Annotated in this window: 23 protein-coding genes; 14 read left to right on the forward strand and 9 right to left on the reverse strand. The window is 61.2% G+C overall.

The genetic code is table 11. From position 1 onward, the window contains the following. Positions 1-201 precede the first annotated feature (201 nt). Entirely contained in the window at positions 202-1,860 is a 1,659-nt protein-coding gene (locus D4A92_RS18245; RefSeq protein ID WP_203016390.1) for a tannase/feruloyl esterase family alpha/beta hydrolase, read from the reverse strand. 167 nt (positions 1,861-2,027) lie between these two features. On the opposite strand from D4A92_RS18245, the gene D4A92_RS18250 reads away from it, so the two are divergent. Both D4A92_RS18250 and D4A92_RS18255 read left to right on the forward strand, forming a co-directional pair. Continuing rightward, positions 2,028-2,582, forward strand: a complete 555-nt coding sequence (locus D4A92_RS18250) for an RBBP9/YdeN family alpha/beta hydrolase (RefSeq protein ID WP_203016392.1) — start codon at positions 2,028-2,030, stop codon at positions 2,580-2,582. 133 nt (positions 2,583-2,715) lie between these two features. Continuing rightward, on the forward strand, positions 2,716-5,229 hold the full coding sequence (locus D4A92_RS18255; RefSeq protein WP_203016394.1) for a bifunctional diguanylate cyclase/phosphodiesterase: 2,514 nt from the start codon (positions 2,716-2,718) through the stop codon (positions 5,227-5,229). Between the two features lie 38 nt (positions 5,230-5,267). Here the strand turns inward: D4A92_RS18255 and D4A92_RS18260 are convergent, their stop codons facing one another. After that, complete coding sequence (locus D4A92_RS18260) at positions 5,268-5,582, reverse strand: DUF1476 domain-containing protein (RefSeq protein ID WP_203016396.1); 315 nt, start codon at positions 5,580-5,582, stop codon at positions 5,268-5,270. A gap of 243 nt (positions 5,583-5,825) precedes the next feature. Here D4A92_RS18260 and purC point away from each other — a divergent pair, with 243 nt between their 5' ends. The 5 genes from purC to D4A92_RS18285 all read left to right on the forward strand — a co-directional run bounded on the left by purC (position 5,826) and on the right by D4A92_RS18285 (position 8,244). After that, entirely contained in the window at positions 5,826-6,590 is a 765-nt protein-coding gene (purC, locus tag D4A92_RS18265; RefSeq protein ID WP_006726144.1) for a phosphoribosylaminoimidazolesuccinocarboxamide synthase, read from the forward strand. A gap of 18 nt (positions 6,591-6,608) precedes the next feature. After that, positions 6,609-6,851: a phosphoribosylformylglycinamidine synthase subunit PurS gene (purS, locus tag D4A92_RS18270; protein ID WP_069041250.1), complete on the forward strand. Its 243-nt coding sequence runs from the start codon at positions 6,609-6,611 to the stop codon at positions 6,849-6,851. A 19-nt stretch (positions 6,852-6,870) separates the two neighbouring features. Further along, entirely contained in the window at positions 6,871-7,128 is a 258-nt protein-coding gene (locus D4A92_RS18275) for a hypothetical protein (RefSeq protein WP_203016398.1), read from the forward strand. Next, on the forward strand, positions 7,125-7,796 hold the full coding sequence (purQ, locus tag D4A92_RS18280; protein WP_054149748.1) for a phosphoribosylformylglycinamidine synthase subunit PurQ: 672 nt from the start codon (positions 7,125-7,127) through the stop codon (positions 7,794-7,796). The genes D4A92_RS18275 and purQ overlap by 4 nt, the downstream gene beginning before the upstream one ends. Positions 7,797-7,857: 61 nt before the next feature. Further along, positions 7,858-8,244, forward strand: a complete 387-nt coding sequence (locus tag D4A92_RS18285) for a hypothetical protein (protein WP_203016400.1) — start codon at positions 7,858-7,860, stop codon at positions 8,242-8,244. Here D4A92_RS18285 and D4A92_RS18290 read toward each other — a convergent pair whose 3' ends face one another. Continuing rightward, a complete protein-coding gene (locus D4A92_RS18290; protein WP_203016402.1) occupies positions 8,245-8,505 on the reverse strand; it encodes a DUF1127 domain-containing protein in 261 nt (86 codons plus the stop codon). 82 nt (positions 8,506-8,587) lie between these two features. On the opposite strand from D4A92_RS18290, the gene D4A92_RS18295 reads away from it, so the two are divergent. The 3 genes from D4A92_RS18295 (at position 8,588) to D4A92_RS18305 (ending at position 12,719) form a co-directional block, all read left to right on the forward strand. Continuing rightward, the gene (locus tag D4A92_RS18295; protein WP_203016403.1) at positions 8,588-10,003 is read left to right on the forward strand and encodes a PLP-dependent aminotransferase family protein; all 1,416 of its coding nucleotides are present in this window, start codon (positions 8,588-8,590) and stop codon (positions 10,001-10,003) included. Positions 10,004-10,150: 147 nt separating this feature from the next. After that, positions 10,151-12,373 carry a phosphoribosylformylglycinamidine synthase subunit PurL gene (gene purL / locus D4A92_RS18300; protein ID WP_203016404.1) on the forward strand — a complete coding sequence of 741 codons (2,223 nt, stop codon included), beginning with the start codon at positions 10,151-10,153 and terminating at the stop codon, positions 12,371-12,373. 112 nt (positions 12,374-12,485) lie between these two features. After that, the gene (locus D4A92_RS18305) at positions 12,486-12,719 is read left to right on the forward strand and encodes a BolA/IbaG family iron-sulfur metabolism protein (protein ID WP_054149753.1); all 234 of its coding nucleotides are present in this window, start codon (positions 12,486-12,488) and stop codon (positions 12,717-12,719) included. A gap of 59 nt (positions 12,720-12,778) precedes the next feature. Here D4A92_RS18305 and D4A92_RS18310 read toward each other — a convergent pair whose 3' ends face one another. Next, positions 12,779-13,933: a hypothetical protein gene (locus D4A92_RS18310; RefSeq protein WP_203016405.1), complete on the reverse strand. Its 1,155-nt coding sequence runs from the start codon at positions 13,931-13,933 to the stop codon at positions 12,779-12,781. Between the two features lie 121 nt (positions 13,934-14,054). Between D4A92_RS18310 and D4A92_RS18315 the strand changes: the two genes are divergently transcribed. From D4A92_RS18315 to D4A92_RS18325, 3 genes are all read left to right on the forward strand, one after another. After that, entirely contained in the window at positions 14,055-14,285 is a 231-nt protein-coding gene (locus D4A92_RS18315; protein ID WP_203016406.1) for a hypothetical protein, read from the forward strand. Between the two features lie 107 nt (positions 14,286-14,392). Beyond that, on the forward strand, positions 14,393-14,725 hold the full coding sequence (gene grxD / locus D4A92_RS18320; protein WP_054149756.1) for a Grx4 family monothiol glutaredoxin: 333 nt from the start codon (positions 14,393-14,395) through the stop codon (positions 14,723-14,725). A 130-nt stretch (positions 14,726-14,855) separates the two neighbouring features. After that, entirely contained in the window at positions 14,856-16,061 is a 1,206-nt protein-coding gene (locus tag D4A92_RS18325; RefSeq protein ID WP_203016407.1) for a multidrug effflux MFS transporter, read from the forward strand. A gap of 57 nt (positions 16,062-16,118) precedes the next feature. On the opposite strand, the gene D4A92_RS18330 is transcribed toward D4A92_RS18325, so the two are convergent. Further along, complete coding sequence (locus D4A92_RS18330) at positions 16,119-16,946, reverse strand: inositol monophosphatase family protein (protein ID WP_203016408.1); 828 nt, start codon at positions 16,944-16,946, stop codon at positions 16,119-16,121. A gap of 177 nt (positions 16,947-17,123) precedes the next feature. Between D4A92_RS18330 and D4A92_RS18335 the strand changes: the two genes are divergently transcribed. After that, the gene (locus D4A92_RS18335) at positions 17,124-17,741 is read left to right on the forward strand and encodes a thioesterase domain-containing protein (protein WP_203016409.1); all 618 of its coding nucleotides are present in this window, start codon (positions 17,124-17,126) and stop codon (positions 17,739-17,741) included. Positions 17,742-17,746: 5 nt separating this feature from the next. On the opposite strand, the gene D4A92_RS18340 is transcribed toward D4A92_RS18335, so the two are convergent. From D4A92_RS18340 to D4A92_RS18355, 4 genes are all read right to left on the reverse strand, one after another. Beyond that, a complete protein-coding gene (locus D4A92_RS18340; RefSeq protein WP_203016411.1) occupies positions 17,747-18,328 on the reverse strand; it encodes a protein-S-isoprenylcysteine O-methyltransferase in 582 nt (193 codons plus the stop codon). Further along, entirely contained in the window at positions 18,325-19,530 is a 1,206-nt protein-coding gene (locus tag D4A92_RS18345) for an alpha/beta fold hydrolase (protein WP_203016413.1), read from the reverse strand. The genes D4A92_RS18340 and D4A92_RS18345 overlap by 4 nt, the downstream gene beginning before the upstream one ends. Positions 19,531-19,706: 176 nt before the next feature. After that, entirely contained in the window at positions 19,707-20,600 is an 894-nt protein-coding gene (ttcA, locus tag D4A92_RS18350) for a tRNA 2-thiocytidine(32) synthetase TtcA (RefSeq protein WP_203016415.1), read from the reverse strand. 58 nt (positions 20,601-20,658) lie between these two features. Then, a complete protein-coding gene (locus D4A92_RS18355) occupies positions 20,659-21,585 on the reverse strand; it encodes a glutaminase (protein ID WP_203016417.1) in 927 nt (308 codons plus the stop codon). Positions 21,586-21,600: the final 15 nt, after the last annotated feature.

Genomic DNA, 21,600 nt, shown 5'->3' on the forward strand with positions numbered 1-21,600 from the left:
GTGAAATGCGGGCGGCGTCGGGCCGGATCGGTCGCAACAACGCGCCGTCAACAGGGCCGCCGCATGCCTGAAGGAACATGCGACACGCTTTGTCCTGAGCTAATTAGTGTATCAGCTAACATTTGTCATGTCGTGCGCAAGTTACGCACGAAGCCGTGAAAGCCCCGGCAGATCGGCAGTGCCGCTGCCGGGGCCGGACCGTCAACGGCAGATATAGCGGCCCTCGCCTTCGGCGGAGGGATCGTCCGCGGCACGCGTCACGGCGGGATAGGGGCAATAAAGGAAGCGCGTGCCCTCGAGCGTGGCCGCTTCCGCATTATCTTCCGTGATTCCTGCCGCAACGCCGGAGGGCGCATTGCCCTGCTCGACCCAGTCGACGAGTGGCGTGAAGAAATCGAAGTCGTTGAAGCTCGGACCACTGGCCCCATGCGGCATTCCGGGGATGCGGTAGAACTTCACGAAATCCGACGCCTTGCCATCATGGTTGGCATCGAGCTTCTTGTACCAGTCAACCGTATCGACGACCGAGAAGACCGGATCGGAATTGCCGTGGAAGACGAGCATCTTGCTGCCCGCCTCCCGGAAGGCATCGAGCCGCGGATCATCGGCACCGGGCGGCACCATGAAGTCCATGGCCGACTCGGTAAAGGTGTCGTCGGTGGCTGCAATCTTCGCACCGTCGCGCACAACGTCGAAGTCGCGCAGGAAGGCGATCAGCTCGTCCGGCGTGCCACCCACTTCCGTTGGCGGTGTCGTGAAGACCTGGGCCAGCGACGCTGCCCCCATCACCCCGATGATCGGCCTGTTACCCCAGGGTTCGATCGGGCTTTCGAGCTTCCAGGTGCGCCAGTTACCAGAGGCGATGCCGGTATCGAAGATCCAGTGCGTATAGAGCGCCCTGCCCTCGGCGTCTTTGGGACCGGCGACGGATGTCTTGAGCGCCTCGATCTGTTCCGGACGAAGGCAGCCGGTGTTTGCCCCGCTCTCGCAGGCAAGGGTCTCGAACTTGAAAGTCGTTTCGCAAGCGTCGGCATCCGCAACGATGCCGTCCGAGACACCGTCGAGACTGTCGCAGGCGGCCAGCACCCCATCAGCCACGAGCTTCAGGTCATCCCGACCGAACGCCTTTGCGATGTCGGCATCGACCTTTGACCAGGCCTGGATATCGAGCGGATGCTGGATCGCCGCCTTCGGCAAATTGAAACCGGGATAGCCGACCAGCAATCCGTCGAAGACCTCGGGCATACGCTCCGCCGCCATCATGCCGTGCCGGCCGCCATTGGAGCTGCCAATCCCGTAGCGATAGGCGATCGGCTTACCGTAATGCTTTTCGACAATCTCTTCGGCGAGTGGCTGCAGCGTTGCGACAGCACCATAGCCATAGTCACGGCGCGCCTGCGGATCAAAGCCGAAGGCCGCACCGCCAGCCAGACCTCGGTCCGGATTGGCCTTGCCGTCATGACCGGCATCGCTGGATACAACGGCGTAACCGCGCGCCAATGCCGTGTCACTCTTGCGACCTCCAAGAAGAGGACCAAGCGCCGGAACGACAGCGCCGTCATTCCCGCCATTGAACTGGTGGACGAAACGCTCGTTCCATTCGACCGGCAATCGCAACTCGAAGCGGATCGCATAGGTCTTCCCATCGATCCCCTGCCTGTCGGGCGTCTTGCCTCTGACTAGGCAATGGGCGACGGAAACCTCGTCGCCCGGAGGCGTCTCAACAGCCTCGGCGATCGTCACATCGGATGGTTGGTTCTCTGACTTAGCGAGGTCGGCGCAAGCGATGGCCGCCTTCGCGACGGACGGATCAAGGGCGAGCAGCAGCAGTGCCGCCGCCGTCAAATGGACGTGCTTCATGAAATTCCTCCCGGTAACGGCCCTGATCGATCTCCTCCCGATCCGGGCACGACGCGATCGTAACATCGACGCCAAACTCGAACTAGTAAGTGTTGCATATTATTTTTTACGATCCTGCAGGCTGCCCCAATCTTGACGAGGACCATGCGGGACAGCAGATAGGGGCCATGAAAGTTTCAGATGCAGAAATCCTGATCGTTCCCGGCTACACCAATTCCGGCCCCGACCACTGGCAAACCCGGTGGGAGGGCAAGCTGTCGACGGCGCGGCGCGTGGAACAGGCGGAATGGTCGAAGCCCGTGCGCGAAGACTGGGTGGCCCGCGTTGCCGAAGAGGTCAACGCGGCCACCAAGCCGGTGGTACTCGTCGGGCATTCGCTCGGCGTCCCCGCGATTGTGCATGCGATCCCGGAGATGAGGAACAAGGTCGCCGGCGCCTTTCTCGTCGCCCCGCCCGACGTCTCCAATCCTGAAATTCGGCCTAAGCACCTGATGACCTTCGGCCCCTATCCGCGCCTGACCCTGCCCTTTCCGTCGCTCCTGATCGCGAGCCGGAATGATCCCTTCGGCGAATATGCCCATGCCGAGGATATCGCCAATGCCTGGGGCTCGTTCCTGATCGATGCCGGCGAATCGGGCCATATCAACGCCGAATCCGGGCACGGACCGTGGCCGGAAGGAACGATGGTATTCGCGCAGTTTATCGGCCGCCTGCAGGCCTGAGTTCGAGAGCAAGCGTCCGATCCGAAGAGATGCAAACGTTGGGTTAATCCTGGCATCTTCAGGACCAGTTTAAGCCCTTCTTAAGCGGGTACTCATAGACTCCTTGCAATCACGTGAAGCGAGGAGCCTGATTTTGCGCCCACACGCGGCCTCTCCATCTACTCCCGGCGCGGGTGGTATCGACATCGCCTGCCTTCCCTGGCCGGCGGCCTGGCTCGATCCCGACGGCATTATCCGGACGATGAACAAGGCTTTGGGCGCAGTCCTTGGCGAAACCGCCGGGCCCGGCGACAATTTCGCAATCGCAGTACAGACCACCGACGCCGCCAAACTGCTGCTTGCGCTAACCCGACTGATGGACGGAGCACCGTCGACACTCGAAATCTCGCTACAGGGAAGAGATGCACGGCATTTCATTGCCTCCTTGGCCGGTCACAGCACAGTCGGCTCCAAGGACGGCTCCGTGCTTCTCCAGTTGACCGAGGTCACGGAGCTCCGCCGGCAGCTACGGGAGGTGCAGGAGCGCGAAAGCCGCTGGAATCACGCGCTTGTCGGCTCGACCTCCGGCGTTTGGGATCAACGCAGCTCAGGCGATTTCTACTATTCCAGCATCTGGCGGCAGATCCGCGGACTGGGGCCGGATGATCCTTTCCCACCCACCATGGAAGACTGGCTGGAACTCGTGCATCCCCAGGATCGCGAGCGCGTCTTACATTGCATCGAACGGCAGAACGCGGGCGACCCGGATTATAGCGTCTTCCAGTACAGGGAGCTTCACCGGGACGGACACTATGTCTGGATCGAGTGCCGCGGCGCCTGCGTGGAGCGCGACGAAAACGGCAAGCCTAGCCGCATCATCGGCACCGACACCGATATCAGCGCCCGCAAGCAGCAGGAGGAATGGCTGGAGGGTCTCTCCCGTCGCCTGAAGCTCGCCATCGACATTTCGGGTATCGGCATCTTCGAAACGGATTTCGAGGCCGGCACCAGTGAATGGGACGAAGGAATGCGCCGCATCTTCGAGGTCGAAAACGATTGCGAAGTGCAGATCGGCGGCTTTTGGGAGAGCAAGCTTCATCCGGAAGACCGCGCCCGGACGCTGGCTTATGTCGCGAGCAAGATCGCCGAACTGAAACCCTTCACCGACAATTATCGGATCATCGGCCGTGACGGCGGGACCCGCTTTATCCGCTCCAACAGCCTCCCATTCATGGACCACGACGGCCGGCTGAAGATGATCGGCGTAAACTGGGACGTGACCGAAGATCAACGCCTGAGACAGGAACTCGAGCAGCAGAAGATGCTCGCGGAAGCGCGCAATGCGGAACTCGAGCGGACAAGACTGGAGGCCGAGCAGTCGGCCCTGCACGACTACCTCACAGGCTTGCCGAACCGGCGCTACCTGGAGGAAAAGCTCGAAGAATGGCGCGCCGGCAAGGGCACGCTCGGATCAGGCATCGCAATCCTGCACATCGACCTCGACCGCTTCAAGCAGATCAACGACACACTCGGTCACGGCGCCGGCGACGCCATGCTGATGCTGGCGGCCCGGATCCTGCGCGAAAACATCAGGATCACCGACTTTGCCGCGCGAATCGGTGGAGACGAGTTCGTCGTCCTCCTCGACCACGACGGCGCAACCGCCACCCTCTCTGCCATCGCCAGCCGCATCATCGACCAGATGAGGCAACCAGCCTTTTACAACGGCCAGGAATGCCGGTTCGGGGCAAGCATCGGCATCGCGCATACGCTGACCCGCGATATCGATGCGAAGCAATTGCTGCAGAATGCCGATATCGCCCTCTACAAGGCAAAAAATCTCGGTCGCAACCGGTTCGAATTTTACAAGCAGGCAAGCCGGACCTTGCTTGCCGACACCAACCGCCTGTCCAGCGAACTTCTGCGCGCTTTGGAGAACGACGAGATATTCCCGCACTACCAGCTGCAGTTCGACGCGCGCACACGCGCCGTTGTCGGCGCGGAGTGCCTTGCACGCTGGCGTCATCCGACCCGCGGCATCCTGGGGCCCGACAAGTTTCTTCCAATTGCCGAAGAATATGGCGTCCTTGCTCAGATCGACGGCCTGATCCTCGAAAAGGCGCTTCGCAACCTGGAAGTCTGGCGCGAGAAAGGCATTGCTCCCCCGAAGATCTCCGTGAACGTCTCGGCCCGGCGCTTGACGGATCCGGAGCTCGCACGAGGCCTCGCCGATCTCCACATCAAGCCGGGCACGGTGTCATTCGAACTTCTGGAGAGCGTCTTCCTAGATCGTCAGGACGCGGCAGTCATGAGCAACCTCGACATGTTGCGACGTCTCGCGATCGACATCGAGATCGACGACTTCGGCACCGGCCATGCATCGATCGTTGGGCTTTTGAACCTCAAGCCGACCACCCTGAAGATCGATCGGCAGCTGATCGAGGACGTGCCCGACAGCCAGGAGCAGCGCATCCTGGTAAAATCGATCATCCAGATAGCGCGCTCGCTCGGGATCAAGGTGACGGCCGAGGGCGTGGAGACGGAAGAGCATGCCCGCATCCTCGCCCGGCTCGGCTGCGACGTGCTGCAGGGTTACGGCCTTGCCCGCCCGGCCGGCTTCGGTGATGTCTCCGAACGGCTCAGAAACAGAAAATCCGCCCAAGGCTGAGCCCGGGCGGATTGTCGTTGCAGTCGCGGATCGTTTGATCAGCTGTTCTGGATCTGCTCAATGGCCTGGCCGAGGAACTCGATCATTTTAGCGCGCAGTTCTTCGTCGGTGATCGACACGCCACCAGCCGTCAGATCGCCCATGACCTTGCGGATCACATCCTCGTCGCCAGCCTCTTCGAAATCGGCAGCGACGACTTCTTTCGCATAGGCGTCCGGATCGGCCTTGCCGAGCAGGCCGGCCGCCCACAGACCCACCAGCTTGTTGCGGCGGGCTTCCGCCTTGAAGCGAAGCTCCTGGTCGTGTGCGAACTTGTTTTCGAAGGCCTTTTCGCGATCACTCATGCCGCTCATATCGATCTCCCGTTCTGTCCCGTCATAACGCGGTTTGGTTTCCCCATTAATCAAAAGGGAGTACAAAGTGCAATGCAAACTTCCGCGATTCCAGCTGAGTCTCCGATGGCGCGACGTTTTGGCAGGAAGGGGTGATCTGCGCATTGTGAAAACCGAGGTTTTCCGTTAAGGGACCGCTTCAAAGACCGATCCACTGCATCCGCGCAACTGGCGCCGGGATGCCAACAATAGAGAAAACCACCCATGAACCGTCGCCGCCGCGTTTACGAGGGCAAGGCAAAGATCCTCTATGAAGGTCCCGAGCCCGGCACGCTGATCCAGTTCTTCAAGGATGATGCAACGGCATTCAACAAGAAGAAGCATGAAGTCATCGACGGGAAAGGCGTTCTGAACAACCGCATCTCTGAATACGTCTTCACGCATTTGAACAAGATCGGCATTCCGACCCACTTCATTCGCCGCATGAACATGCGCGAACAGCTGATCAAGGAAGTCGAGATCATCCCGCTCGAGATCGTCGTGCGCAATGTCGCCGCCGGCTCGCTCTCGACCCGCCTCGGCATCGAGGAAGGCATCGTTTTGCCGCGCTCGATCATCGAATTCTACTACAAGTCGGACACGCTCGGTGACCCGATGGTCTCTGAAGAGCACATCACCGCCTTCGGCTGGGCGAACCCTGCAGAACTCGACGACATCATGGCGCTTGCCATCCGCGTCAACGACTTCCTCTCCGGCCTCTTCCTCGGCATCGGCATCCAGCTCGTCGACTTCAAGATCGAATGCGGCCGCCTCTATGAAGGCGACATGATGCGCATCATCCTTGCCGACGAGATCTCGCCGGACAGCTGCCGCCTCTGGGACATCGAGACCCGCGAGAAGCTCGACAAGGACCGCTTCCGCCAGGATCTGGGCGGGCTGCTCGAAGCCTATCAGGAAGTCGCCCGCCGGCTCGGCATCATGAATGAAAACGAACCGATCCGTGGCACCGGCCCGGTTCTCGTCAAGTAAGCTTTGGAGAAGAGATCAGTGATCAAGGCACGCGTCACCGTAACCCTGAAAAACGGCGTACTTGACCCTCAGGGCAAGGCCATCGAAGGCGCGCTCGGCGCGCTCGGCTTCGACGGCGTTGGCCAGATCCGCCAGGGTAAGGTCTTCGATCTCGAGCTTGCAGGCGAAGACAAGGCCAAGGCTGAAAGCGACCTGAAGGCGATGTGCGAGAAGCTCCTCGCCAACACGGTCATCGAGAACTATACTATCTCCATCGCCTGAGGGTTGTAGGAGATGCGCGATGGCTGACGTCACCAGCGAATTGATGTTCGAGCTTCTGAAGCGGATTCATGCCGATGTTGCGGACGTAAAGCTGGGGCAGCGGGAGTTGCGCGCCGAGATGAATGCGATACGGGGTGCACTCGTTTCCGTGCATCAGGACATCCACAACATCCACACGACGCTTGCTCGCCAAGAGACGCGTCTCGATCGGATCGAAAATCGCCTGGAACTGCGCGAGTTCCAGGAAGCCCAGATAAGGTTTGAGCCACAGCCATGAAATCAGCCGTCGTCCAGCTCCCAGGCCTCAACCGTGACCGCGACATGATCGCGGCGCTCACCAAGATCTCCGGCCATGCGCCGGTGACGATCTGGCAGACGGAGACCGAGATCCCGGATGTCGACCTGATCGTCATCCCCGGCGGCTTCTCCTATGGCGACTATCTGCGTTGCGGCGCGATCGCCGCACGCATGCCCGTCATGCAGGCGATCAAGGAAAAGGCCGAACAGGGCGTCAAGGTCATCGGCGTCTGCAACGGCTTCCAGATCCTCGTCGAAGCCGGGATGCTGCCAGGCGCCCTGATGCGCAATACCTCGCTCAAATTCGTCTGCAAGGAAATCAAGCTCGAGGTCGTCAACGCCGATACCGACTTCACCCGCGCCTATGCCAAGGGCCAGATCATCCGCTGCCCGGTCGCTCACCACGACGGCAACTATTTCGCCGACGCCGAGACGCTGAAAACGATCGAAGGCAACGGCCAGGTCGTCTTCCGCTATGCCGACGGCACCAATCCGAATGGCTCGATGAACGACATTGCCGGCGTGATCAACGCGAAGGGCAACGTGCTCGGCATGATGCCGCATCCGGAAAACCTGATCGAAGCCGCCCACGGCGGCAACGACGGCCGCGGCATCTTCGCCTCGGCGCTGGACGTCATCGCGGCCTGAGGTAAGCTTCGCTTAACCACAGACCTTTAAGGGAAGGCGGCCATCAGCCGAAAGTTCGCCCATGCGCCGCCTTGCTCTCTCAGCCATTCTCGTCGCAGCAGCCGGCCTCGCGGCCTGCAAGCCTGAGGCTCCGCGCCCTCCTGCGAACGGACAATCGGCCCTCGACATCATGGAAAAGGTCGCCGTCGCCGCGAACACCTGCTGGTTCAAGTCGGGCGACGCCGCATTCAAGGCCTACCAGCTTTCCCCTGAACTCAGCTCCTTCTCCGGTCGCCCACGCATCCTCCTGGTGCGCAAGGGATCACGCGACGACCGCCCCGTACTGGTCGTTCAGGCTGAAGGAAAGCCCCCTCGGCTGGACGCTTTCGGCCCCCTCTTGAACGAGGATGTGGCGCCGCGGATTCGCCAGGACGTCGTTCGCTGGGCCAATGGCAGAAAAGACTGCTGATCAGAACGGCGGCTGGACCGGCCGATCGAGCAGCAAAAGCCGAGATTTCCTTATTTCACGCAAAGCCATCTCAGGCGACAGTCCGACATCGCGCAATTGCTCTTCCGTCAGTTGCGAAAGGTGCGCACGGGTCCTGCGTCCCCGCCACCACAGCTTGAGCATTCGGGCAAGACTGCTCAATGGCGACGATGATTCCTTGCGGACCGGCAAAGCGATGTCGTGACGGGAGTCGTTCGGCGCGATTGTCTCTATTGTCACCATGACGGCAGTTCCTTGCGTTTTTATCTCAACGAAGCCTCTATGAATTGACTCCCCAAGGGTGACAATCTATAGAATTGTCCTCATGACAAATTGGCTTCCTTCACTCGACACCGGCACCGGCCCGCTTTACATCCGCATCGCGGATGATGCCGAAAGCGCTATCAAATCAGGCGCCCTGCCCCATGGAGCAAAGCTCCCGCCGCAGCGCGATCTCGCCTATGATGTTGGGGTGACAATAGGGACAATATCGCGTGCTTACGCATTGCTTCGGGAACGCGGGCTGGTAACCGGCGAGGTTGGCCGCGGCACTTACATTCAGGCAAGTGACGGCAACGAAATCCCGGCCCGCGATCCCGTGACGATCAATTATGGGGGCACCCGGGCGATGGTTCCGCCGCCGGGCAAACTGCGCTTCGACACGACGGCTGCGATCGATGTCGGTCAGGCCGAGACGGTCGGTCGGATCATGGCGGAGATCGCAACGGCTCATCCGGGCGAGATCTCGAGCTATACCAGAACACTCTCTCCCGATTGGCTGGAGGCCGGTCGGCTCTGGCTCGCTTCGGGTAGCTGGCAGCCGGAGGCCGAGCAGGTCCTGCCGCAGCTTGGCGTGCATGCCGGCATCAATGCCGTCGTCGCCGCGGTCAGTGGTGCCGGCGACCGGATCGTCTGCGAGCACCTCACCTATTCCCAGGTGTCGCGCAGCGCCAACCTCATGGGACGCCAGATCGCGCTGGTCGATTCGGATCAGGACGGCATCCTGCCCGAGGACTTCGAACGCGTCTGCGCCCGCGAACATCCGAAAGCGGCCTTCATCATGTCCTCGGGCCAGAACCCGACGCTTGCCTGCCTGCCGCTCTCCCGCCGCAAGGACATCGTCGCCATCGCTCGCAAATACAACGTCTGGCTGATCGAGGACTATCTTTATGGCGGCATGATCGACGACCGCATTCCGCTGCTGGCGGAACTCGCGCCCGATCGCACCTTCCTGCTGAACGGCCTGTCGAAATCGGTCGCAGCCGGCGTGCGCGGCGGCTGGGTCGCCTGTCCGCCCCATATGAGCCAGCGCGTGCGCGTCACCCAGAAGATGGTGAGCGGCGGCTTGCCCTTCCTTCTGGCGGAACTCTCCGCACGGCTGGTGCTGTCAGGCGCTGCGGGTGAAATCAGGAGCAAGGTTCTGACAGAAATCGGCGCGCGCGAAGCAGTCGTCCGCGAGCTTTTCGCCGGCAAGGAATTGCGCGCCCATCCGCGCCTGCCCTTCTTCTGGCTGAAGCTGCCCGAGCCCTGGATGTCCGGCACCTTCAAGCAGGCGGTGCTCGATGCCGACGTGCTGATCGACGACGAGGACGAGTTCAAGCCGGCGCGTTCGTCGCGGGTCTATCATCATGTCCGCGTTGGCTTCAGCGAGGGCCGGGATCGCTCGATTTCCATCGAGGGGCTGAAGACGGTCCGCCGCATCCTCGACCAATCCCCCCTCGGTACCAGCGCCATCGTCTGACCATCGGGAATAGCCAAGGCTTCTTGGGCTGCAAAGCCGCAGGAAAGGCCTGATTGCGCGCATTTTTCAAGTGCGCCGGGCGCGTGCTTGGGTTATAGCCTGCCTCGAAACCGATCTCCCACCGATCTCCATTGCCCTGAGAGCCAGATGACCGTTTCCAACTCCCGTCCCATCACCGCAGAATTGATCGCAAGCCACGGCCTGAAGCCGGACGAATACGATCGCATCCTGAACCTGATCGGACGCGAGCCGACCTTCACCGAGCTCGGCATCTTCTCGGCAATGTGGAACGAGCACTGCTCCTACAAGTCTTCGAAGAAGTGGCTGAAGACGCTGCCGACCAAGGGTCCGCGCGTCATCCAGGGCCCTGGCGAAAACGCAGGCGTCGTTGACATCGATGACGGCGACGTCGTGGTCTTCAAGATGGAGAGCCACAACCACCCGTCCTACATCGAGCCCTATCAGGGCGCGGCAACCGGCGTCGGCGGCATCCTGCGCGACGTCTTCACCATGGGTGCGCGCCCGGTGGCTGCGATGAACGCCCTGCGCTTCGGCGCGCCTGATCATCCGAAGACCAAGCATCTGGTCGCTGGCGTCGTGGCCGGTGTCGGCGGTTACGGCAACTCCTTCGGCGTGCCGACGGTTGGCGGCGAAGTCGAATTCGACGCCCGCTACAACGGCAACATCCTGGTCAACGCCTTTGCCGCAGGTCTCGCCAAGGCGGACGGCATCTTCCTGTCGGAAGCCAAGGGCGTCGGCCTGCCTGTCGTCTATCTCGGCGCCAAGACCGGCCGTGATGGCGTCGGCGGCGCGACCATGGCGTCGGCCGAATTCGACAAGTCGATCGAGGAGAAGCGCCCGACTGTTCAGGTCGGCGACCCCTTCACCGAGAAGTGCCTGCTGGAAGCCTGCCTCGAGCTGATGAAAACAGGCGCTGTCATCGCCATTCAGGACATGGGTGCCGCTGGCCTCACTTGCTCGGCTGTTGAAATGGGCGCCAAGGGTGACCTTGGCATCGAGTTGCATCTCGACAAGGTGCCGGTGCGCGAAGAGCGCATGACGGCCTATGAAATGATGCTGTCGGAAAGCCAGGAGCGCATGCTCATGGTGCTCGAGCCTTCCAAGGAAGAGGTCGCCAAGGCGATTTTCGTCAAATGGGGCCTCGATTTTGCGATCGTCGGCTACACCACCGACGACCTGCGCTTCCGCGTCATTCACCAGGGCGAGGAAGTCGCCAACCTGCCGATCAAGGAACTCGGTGATGAGGCGCCGGAATACGACCGTCCCTGGGTCGAGCCGAAGACGCCTGCCCCGCTCGCCGAAAACGACATCCCGGCCGGCGACGTCGCAGACGCCCTCCTGAAGCTCGTCGGCTCTGCCAACAACTCCTCGCGCCGCTGGGTCTACGAACAGTATGACACGCTGATCCAGGGCAATTCACTGCAGCTTCCCGGCGGCGATGCCGGCGTCATCCGCGTCGAAGGCCACGCAACGAAGGCACTCGCCTTCTCCTCCGACGTCACGCCCCGCTATGTCGAGGCCGACCCGTTTGAAGGCGGCAAGCAGGCTGTTGCCGAATGCTGGCGCAACATCACCGCGACCGGCGCACTTCCGCTCGCCGCGACCGACAACCTGAACTTCGGCAATCCCGAGCGCCCTGAGATCATGGGCCAGTTCGTATTCGCCATCAAAGGCATCGGAGAGGCCTGCAAGGCGCTCGATTTCCCGATCGTCTCGGGCAATGTCTCGCTCTACAACGAGACCAATGGCCAGGGCATCCTGCCGACCCCGACGATTGCCGGCGTTGGCCTGATGAAGGACTGGAAGAAGATGGCCCGCATCCGCTTTGCGGCCCAGGGCGAAGCGATCCTGCTGGCCGGCGCACCGTCCGGCTGGGGCACCCATCTCGGCCAGTCCTGCTACCTGCGCGACATTCATGGCCGCACCGACGGTCCGGCACCGCATGTCGATCTGGCGCATGAAAAGAAGGTCGGCGATTTCGTCCGCGGCCTCATTCAGGATGGTCTGGCGACCGCCGTGCACGACTGCTCGTCGGGTGGTCTGGCCCTTGCCGTCGCCGAAATGGCCATGGCGTCCGGTATCGGCGCGCATATCAACGCCTTGAACGATGCCAACCCGGTCGCAGTCTTCTACGGCGAAGACCAGGGCCGTTACGTCCTGACGGTCAAGGAAGCCGATGTCGACCAGGTGCAGGTCCGCGCTGAAGCAGCTGGCGTCTTCTGCCCGTGGATCGGCCGCACCGGTGGTTCGAACGTGGTTCTCGGCGATGCAAAACCTGTAGCGGTCGAGGACCTCAAGACGGCCCACGAAGGCTGGTTCCCAGCCCTCATGGAAGGCGAGCTTGCCTGAGTTCTTGATCACATGCCTGTGGAGCATGGGGTAGGCGCTGCCTGCCCATTGAAACGCCTCAGCGAATGCACGATAGTTCTCACATTGCTGATTTGCATGAGGGATCCATTACATGCCGATGAAACCAGGCGACATCGAAGACATGATCAAGGCCGGCATTCCGGGAGCGAAGGTCGTCATCCGTGACCTCGCGGGAGACGGCGATCACTACGCCGCCGAGGTCGTCGCCGAAGCCTTCCGCGGCAAGAGCCGGGTCCAGCAGCACCAGATGGTCTACGACGCCTTGAAGGGCAACATGGGTGGCGTTCTGCATGCACTGGCATTGCAGACAAGCATCCCCGACTGACCAAGGACGCACCGATATCCAGACGCGAGAAGGCCTGCCCTATCAGTGGCGGGCCTTTATCATGATGGGGCTTGAAGCTTCGGGGCCGTCGCCGAATCCAGCGTCTTGAACGACAGCGCCGGCAACGGCCCCGCCGTCATCAGCGTGAAGTCGAAACCGCTCGGCTGATCCGGTCCCAGCACATATTGCCGATGCATTCTCAAGAAGTCGCGGCGGTTCTTCTGATAGCGCTCGGCAGACAGCGCATGCTTGAAGCGGATGAAGACGAGCTTCGGTTGCGGCGCGTCTGCGTGTCCCGACAGGGCCGCGGTGTGGCACTTGTAGAGATGGATCGGGTCCGTCAGGCACTGGATATCAAACCAGTCGATGGATGGATGACCCGCAACCGCCCCGATCCGCTGTCTGAGCAGGGATGCAGATGACAGCAGGCTGCACTGCAGGGCGGCACCGCCCAGCGTAACGAAGACGAGCCTTCGTCCCTTGAGCGCGTCCGGTGACTTTTCGAGAAGTCGCGCAATGACGGAAATGGCGAAGTTCGCACCCATGCTGTGCGATGTCACGAGAATCTCGTCGGCAGGACCTTCCAGGGCCGCAGCCGCCTCTCCTGCCGCCCGCTCGATGATGGCATCCACCTCCTGGCGATTTTCCGCAACGGCCACCGCCAGACGCCAATCCGCGAGCAAATGCAGGACGTGGTACCGCTCCGAAAACGGAATGACCCCGTGGCGGAAGACGAGATAGCCGGCAGGCACGGACAGCAGCAACCACCAGGAAGAGAGATCGATCGCAGAGGGAATGGCTGCGATGTTCACCGCCAGTGCAATGCCAGCGGCCAGGAACAGGAAGGGGAAAAGGAAGAAAAGACCAAAGCGCCAGGCATGACGGAAATAGCCCCAGGCACCGCCCTGCCAGACCACGTCGAAGCCCGCCTTGAAGCCTTTCGCAATCTGCATCCAGAGCGGCTCTGACCGCATGGTAGAAATCAGGGCATTGTGGTCGAAGACATGGATCTGCGTCCGGACCGCATAACTGTCCCCATGGGTATTCACCGCGAAATGTGCACCCTGCCCGTCAACCACGAGGTCCCCGACATTAAATCGCGCATGCCAGACGGCCGAGGCTTGCGCTGCCGAACGCTTGTAGCGCTGACGATGGGCTTCGGCGTCGAGCGGTTCGAAGCCCGGAAAATGCAGCACGATGCGGCTTTGGATCATTGAGACTGTCACTTGATAGACGGCAGGCCGCCGCAGGTGGCGCTTGCTAGACGAGAATTGCGCTGATTTAAAGAGCAGAGGGAACAAAACCCTCTGAATTCGAGGGCGTGGGGGAGTAAAGATGGCGGATCTGATCGGCAACATCGTCAAGAACGTCGTGGAAGGCGTGCTGAAGGAGATTCTGAAGAAGTCGACCCGCAAGGGCACCACGCGCAGGCGCAAGCGCCAGGCGCGCTCCGCGACCACGGGCCGTTATATCCGCAAGACGACGAAACGGGTCAAAGCCCCTGCCCGCAAACAAGTGAGCCGTCGCCGCACGGCTGCGAAGCGCAGCCGCCAGCGCAGCCGTTAATTCCGGCGCTGTCGCAAAGTCGCCACTGGCAAAAGTAAAGCCGTGTTGCTATTTCTACGGCAGATCGAAGCTGCCGCCTTGAACGGCATGTGAAAAGGAAGAATGCCATGAGCGCCCACGAATTCATCGACAACGAAGTCAAGACCAACGATGTCGTCCTGTTCATGAAGGGCAGCCCGCAGTTTCCGCAGTGTGGTTTCTCCGGTCAGGTGGTGCAGATCCTCGATTACCTCGGCGTGGACTACAAGGGCGTGAACGTGCTCGCCGACATGGAAATCCGCGAAGGAATCAAGCAGTATTCCAACTGGCCGACCATTCCGCAGCTCTACATCAAGGGCGAGTTCGTCGGCGGTTGTGACATCGTCCGCGAGATGTTCCAGGCGGGCGAACTGCAGAAGCATTTCGAAGATCAGGGCATCGCCGTCCGCGGCGCTGCCTGACAAACTCTGCCGCAAGGCTTTAAAAATCTCCAGGCGATGAAGGCGTTGTCCCAAGCAACGCCTTCATGCCGTTCTAAGGTCATAATTCATGTCAGATTCATTACAGTCCTCTCCCAAGACACTTGGGGGAATGGGACGTGCCGAATTCATCGCAATGATGGCATTCCTTATGGCGCTCAATGCGCTTGCGATCGATATCATGCTGCCGGGTCTGCAGGAAATCGGCGCAGCCCTGAATGTCGAAAACGAAAACCATCGCCAGTATGTCGTTTCCGCCTATCTGATCGGCTTCGGCTTCGCCCAGCTCTTCTACGGCCCAATCGCCGACCGCTTTGGGCGCCGGCTCCCGATGATCTTCGGTCTCGCGATCTATGTCGTCTCCTCACTCGCGGTCGTCTTCGTGCCCTCCTTCGAATCGCTGCTCCTGCTGCGCTTCATCCAGGGCATCGGTTCGGCTGCAACCCGCGTCATCACGGTCTCGATCGTCCGCGACGTCTTCGGTGGTCGCCAGATGGCGGAAGTCATGTCGCTGATCATGATGGTCTTCATGGTCATTCCGGTCGTCGCTCCCGGCACCGGTCAGGTGATCATGCTCTTCGGCGATTGGCACTGGATTTTCGTGTTCATGGCGGTAATCGCAGTGATCGTCGGCGTGTGGATGTATATCCGCCTGCCCGAGACGCTGGCGCCGGCGGATGTCCGTCCCTTCACCGTGAAGGTGATCTTCGACGGCTTCCGTATCGTGCTCACCGACCGTGTGGCCCTGTGTTACACGATCGCCAGCACCTTCATCTTCGGTGCGCTGTTCGGCTTCATCAATTCGGCCCAGCAGGTCTATGTTGGCATCTATCAGCTCGGCGTCTGGTTCCCGGTCGCCTTCGCGGCAGTTGCCCTGTTCATGGCGCTGTCGTCCTTCGTCAATGCCAAGCTGGTCGGCCGCTTCGGGATGCGCAAGCTCTCGCATGGCTCGCTGCTCGGCTTCATCGCGATCAACCTGATCTGGCTGGTCGTGCAGGTGCTCGGGCCTCAGCCGATGCCGTTCTTCCTGTTCATCACGTTCTTCTCGCTAGCGATGTTCCAGTTCGGCTGGATCGGTTCGAACTTCAACTCGCTGGCCATGGAGCCCTTGGGCCATGTGGCAGGCACCGCATCGTCGGTTCTCGGCTTCATGGGCACGATCGGCGGCTCGATCATCGGTGCTGCCATCGGCCAGGCCTTCAATGGCACGGCATTGCCGATGGTCGCCGGCTTCTTCGTAGTCTCGGTGATCGGCCTCGTTTTCGTGCTGATCGGCGAGAAGGGTCGCCTGTTCCAGGCGCACAACAAGCCGGTCTGATCCGAGACAATCCACTGAAATGCGAAAGGCCCGGTCAATGCCGGGCCTTTTTGCTGATCAGTCGACGGTGAAGATGCGTTCGCGCAACTCCTGCCAGGCGTCAGCATCGGAGGCCACGAGCAGGCCGCCCGACGTATGATGCGGCAGATAGGGTGAACCGTCGAAGCGCGCGACATGGGCACCCGCCTCCTGCATCATCAGCGCGCCGGCGAGGTGGTCCCAGGGCATCAGCTTGTTGTACATGGCAAAATCCATATGACCCTGGCCGAGCAGCCGGTATTCATGGGCGGCACAGCGATAGCTGGTGAAGAGACGGACTTCGGCGAGATTGGACAGGATCTTTCTGCGGGTCTCGATATCGAAGAAACCGGTATTGGCGATCCCGATCATCTGTTCGAGCGGGCCGCTGGGCCGTACCTGCATCTGCTCCTGGCTTCCATCCGGCCGATAGATCCATGCACCCGAGCCCTTCTCCACCAGCGCCCAATCATTGCCGATCGGGTCGTAAATGACGCCGCCGATGGTTTCGCCCTTGGAGACAACGGCGAGGATCATGCCGAACAACGTCAGTCCCGATGCGAAGTTGAAGGTACCGTCGATCGGATCGACGACGACGGCAAGCTCGGCGCCTTCAAGACGATCGAGCAGCGCCGGATCGGCCGCGACCGACTCCTCACCGACGAACAGCGCATCGGGCATCAGCGCCTCGATCCCCTTGCGAATGACGCGCTCAGCGGCCTCGTCTGCTTCCGTCACCAGGTCGATAGCCTCGGATTTCATTCTGACATCACCGTCACCGAGATTGCGAAAGCGCGGCAGAATCTCTTCGACGGCAGCCTCCTGCAGGAGATTGGCAAGGGCGGCGATATCGATGGTCGCGGTCATGAGAGGCCTTTCTGTTCCGTGAAAGAGGCGCGAGGACGGGCGCCGTTCGGGATGCGCCCGTTCTAGCCTGTCGACAATGCCGAAGTACAGCGCCAATGGCCCGGCAAGTCGGTTGTCAGGCTCGACAAATCATGCATGAATCCGAAACTACTCCATTTTCGAGGATGTCCTCCCCACATGATTTCCAGGCGCGCCCTCCTCTCCCAGGCATCCCTTTTTCTCGCAGCATCCATACTGCCCGCCGAAGCGGCAAAGCCCCGAAAGCCGCAGCCGCCGAATGGCCAGGTCTACCTGTTTCGCGGCTTTGCCGACATCTTCTCGACGGGCCTGAACACGCTCGGCCAGCAGCTGAAGGCCGATGGGGTGGACGCGCAGGTTATGTCGCTGCCGAATGCCCAGACCTTTGCCCGAAGGATTGCCGAGCGTTACCGCGCATCGAAGGACGCGCGTCCGATCATACTCGTCGGACATTCGTTGGGGGCCGACATGACATTCTCGGTCGCACGTGCCCTGCAACCGATGAGGATCCCGGTGGCACTCATCCTGAGCTTCGATCCGACCGGCAAGGGCCCCGTGCCCGCCAACGTCAAGAAGACGCTGAACTTCTACACCGGCGGAGAGAACCTCTGGTCACCCGTCCTGCCCGCGCCCGGCTTCAAGGGCGAACTCGCCAACATCAACCTGCGCCAGGGCGAAACGGCGATCAGCGGCATCGGCCATTTCAACATCGACAAGAACCCGAAGCTGCACGAGCGGTCGATCAAGGAAATCAAGCAGGCGCTACGTCGTCGCTGAGGCGTTCAGAAGATGCCGGGAACCAGCCGCTTGGTGCGGGCGCAATAGGCTTCGTATTCGGCGCCGAAGGTCTCCCGCATCATCGCCTCCTCGCGCGACTGACGCAAGGCATAGAGTGCAAGGACGGCTATAAGACCGGCGAGGCCTGCAATCCAATTGGGAATGAGCAGCGCCTGGGTCACGCCCCAGAGGAGGAAGGAGGCATACATCGGGTGACGCACATAGGCGTAGACACCGCCGGTGACCAGCTGATGACCTTCGCGCACTTCAAGCGTCACCGACCAGTTCTTGCCGAGATCCTTGTGGCTGCGGCGGAAGAGCCAGAGAAAGGCGATCCCGGAGAGCGTCCCCAGGACGAGGAGCACAATCCCCTGCCCGCGATCGGCCAGTCCTCCAAGGACATCCAGCCGCCAGAGAAGAGGCATCACGACCAGCCCGAACGTGCAGAGGACCAGCAGCGAAATGTCGAGCGGCGTGCGCTTGTCGACCGCCGTCTTCTGACGCCGCGCGCGACGCATGGCCGGATAACGCATGGCGCACCAGGTCACCAGCATCAGGGCCCAGAGGATAAAGGAAATGCGGATCATGAAGTCGCCTCTGCGGTCTTGTCTGCCTCTGCCGAAAGCGGCAGCCTGTCGCCTCTTACGGCCTCGATCGGCCGGGTGCCACAGCAGATCATGAAGAAATCGTAGAAATACCGGCGGCTATTAGCCGAGATAAACTGATAGTGAACGCGGAAGAAGTTCTTCTTCACGCGCTTGTAGGTGTCACGTTCGAGCATGTCGCGAACGCGCACCTGGAACTGACGCGGGAACTGGTCCGTCCGCTGATGTTTGAGGCCAGCCCGAGCATAGGGATCGCATTTGTAGAAGTTGATGATGTCCGTCAGCGCCTGGAACTCCGTCCAGCGAATGCCGGGATGCCGGGCAAGCGTCTCCAGGCGCGCGCGCGCGCGTGATGCTGCCGGGTGCAGCGCAACCTTCAGGGACGTCGATCCGACAGTGACCAGCTGGAAATTGACGGCCCGCCCCTCAGCCGCCAGCCTCTCGGCCAGTTGATGCGCGACGTCGAGGATCAGCGCGCCACCTGTCGAATGCCCGACGAGCAGGACTTCGTCATAGGCCGATTGTGCCACGCGCTGCGAAATCAACGCGGCCCAGGCCTCGATCCGCTCATCCATGCCGGGGCGCCGGCAGTGGAGATGCTCGCGGCTGAACGACCAGAGATCCATGAGGTGGAAAACGAAATAGCGTCGCCCGACGGAGCGACCGAGAGCATAGGTGACAGCAAGGCCGGCAAGTGCCGGCAGAAGCGGGCCACCGGGAAGTCCAATCCAGTCCACGAGACGATAGGTAATCGTGCCAAACCAGACGAACAGTCCCAGCATGACCAGGGGATAGAGGAAATAGAGTGCGAAGCGCCAATTGGTGGCAAAGAAGCGGAACATCGTGCCGGAGACGACGTAGTCGAAAAAGGCGATAAGATAGGCCGCAAGGCGCACGACGAAGGGCCGCGCCCCGTCATGTTTGACGATGTCGTCGAAACTCAAAAAGGTAATCTCGGATCGGCAGACGCCGTCGGGACCTCGATAGTCGGCGACCGCCGTCGTCGCGGAAGCCTCCGCTGCCTCGACCGGTACCCCGAGTGTCGCCTCGACCGACCAGCACTTGCAGAAGCGCTCCATTTCGCGGCCGATTCGCCGAAAAAAGCCGGCAGCATCGTTGCGTTCATATCCCCCGACGAGAAAGACGGCACGCCTCGACACCGAAGGCTGAGCGACCTCAGACATTCCTACTCCCACACAATTCACGGAGCCCGGCAAATCGACCTGCAGGACCCCTAATCCGAGCGCAATGTGCAAGAAGCCTATCGCACAGTCCAGCCTCGCGGCCCGATCTTGGCGCAATGCAGCAATTTTCCTGTGTCTTTACAAGCAAGCCTGAGAGAAACCGGGCGAACCGGGCTTCATTCGCCCCTGGTCGCCATCAGACCGGCGAAATCGAAGAGCTTCGGGTCGAGCAGATGGGAGGGATCGACATGCGCAAGTGCCCTGAGCATCGCATCCTTGCGTCCCGGCATCTTCGCCTCGATTCCGGCCAGCATGTCCTTCATCGCATTGCGCTGCAGACCGTCCTGCGAGCCGCAGAGGTCGCAAGGGATGATCGGGAACTCCATGGCCTGTGCGAAACGCGCCATGTCCTCTTCAGCAGCGTAAGCCAGCGGACGCAGGACGAAGAGATCCTTCTCGTCGTTCAACAGCTTGGCCGGCATGGCCGAGAGCCGGCCGCCATGGAAGAAGTTCATGAAGAAGGTCTCGAGGATATCCTCGCGGTGATGGCCGAGCACCAGCGCATCGCAGCCCTCCTCGCGGGCAATGCGGTAGAGATTGCCGCGACGCAGGCGTGAACAGAGCGAGCAATAGGTGCCGCCACTTGGCACCTTCTCCTTCACGATGGAATAGGTGTCCCGATACTCGATCCGATGTTTCACCCCGATGGAAGCCAGATATTCTGGCAGGACATGTTTCGGAAAATTCGGCTGCCCCTGGTCGAGATTGCAGGCGACCAGCTCCACCGGCAAGAGCCCGCGCCATTGCAGATCGAGCAAGATCGCCAGCAGGCCATAGCTGTCCTTGCCGCCGGAAAGCCCGACCAGCCAGCGCTGCTGGCCTTTCAGCATGTCGAAGTCAGACATTGCCTGGCGCACCTGCCGGATAAGCCGTTTGCGCAGCTTGTTGAACGAGACCGAGCGTGGGGCCCTGGTGAAGACCGGATGAACGGTCGACAGGTCGAGTTCGTCCTCGCCTTCGCCCTCGAGAACGGCGGCATTCTGGCTGTCGATCATGTTGATGAGGTTCATCTTCGGCTCCGGCCTCGGCGGCTGTTCGGCTCTCCAATGCCCTTTGCGACCGGCAAGATCAAGTCCCGAAGACCGACCAGCCCGTGCGGGTGGCGAGCATTTCGAGCGCCACGGAGCCGAGCGCCGAATTGCCGACCTTGTTGAGCCCAGGCGACCAGACGGCGATCGACGCCTTGCCCGGAGCCACCGCGAGAATGCCACCGCCAACGCCCGACTTGCCAGGCAGGCCAACCTGATAGGCGAAATCGCCCGAGCCATCATAGTGGCCGCACATCAGCATCAGCGCGTTGATGCGCCGCGCCCGCTTCGGCGAAACGACCGAAAAGCCGGTCAGCGGATTGGTGCCCCTATTGGCCAGAAACAGGCCTGCATGGGAAAGCTGGACGCAGGAGAGCGCCAGCGCGCATTGGTGGAAATAGACCCCGAGCGTGTGTTCGACCGGGTGCTGCAGATTGCCGAAGCCGCGCATGAAATTGGCGAGCGCAAAATTGCGGTAACCGGTGCGCTGCTCGGACTGGGCCACCTTCTCGTCGATCGAAAGTGTCTCGTCATCGGCGAGATAGCGCATGAAGCGCAGATACTCGCCGATGGCCTCGCGCGGTGCATGGCCCGCAAGCACCATGTCGGTGACGACGATCGCACCGGCATTGATGAAGGGATTGCGCGGGATGCCGTGCTCGTGTTCGAGCTGGACGATGGAATTGAAAGAGGAGCCGGACGGCTCGCGCCCCACCCGCTTCCAGATCGATTCGCCTGCCTTGCCGAGTGCCAGCGTCAGCATGAACACCTTAGAAATGCTCTGGATCGAAAAGGCCGTATCGGCATGGCCGGCCCTGTAGGTCTTGCCGTCGACGGTGGTGATCGCGATGCCGAACTGCTTCGGATCGACACGGGCAAGTTCCGGAATGTAGTCGGCCACCTTGCCTTCGCCGAGGCGCGGCTCGAGCGCGCTGACGATCTCATCGGCGATCAGCTGCAGATCCATGTCATTCCCCTTACC

This window comes from Rhizobium rosettiformans, from assembly GCF_016806065.1.
Taxonomy (GTDB): domain Bacteria; phylum Pseudomonadota; class Alphaproteobacteria; order Rhizobiales; family Rhizobiaceae; genus Allorhizobium.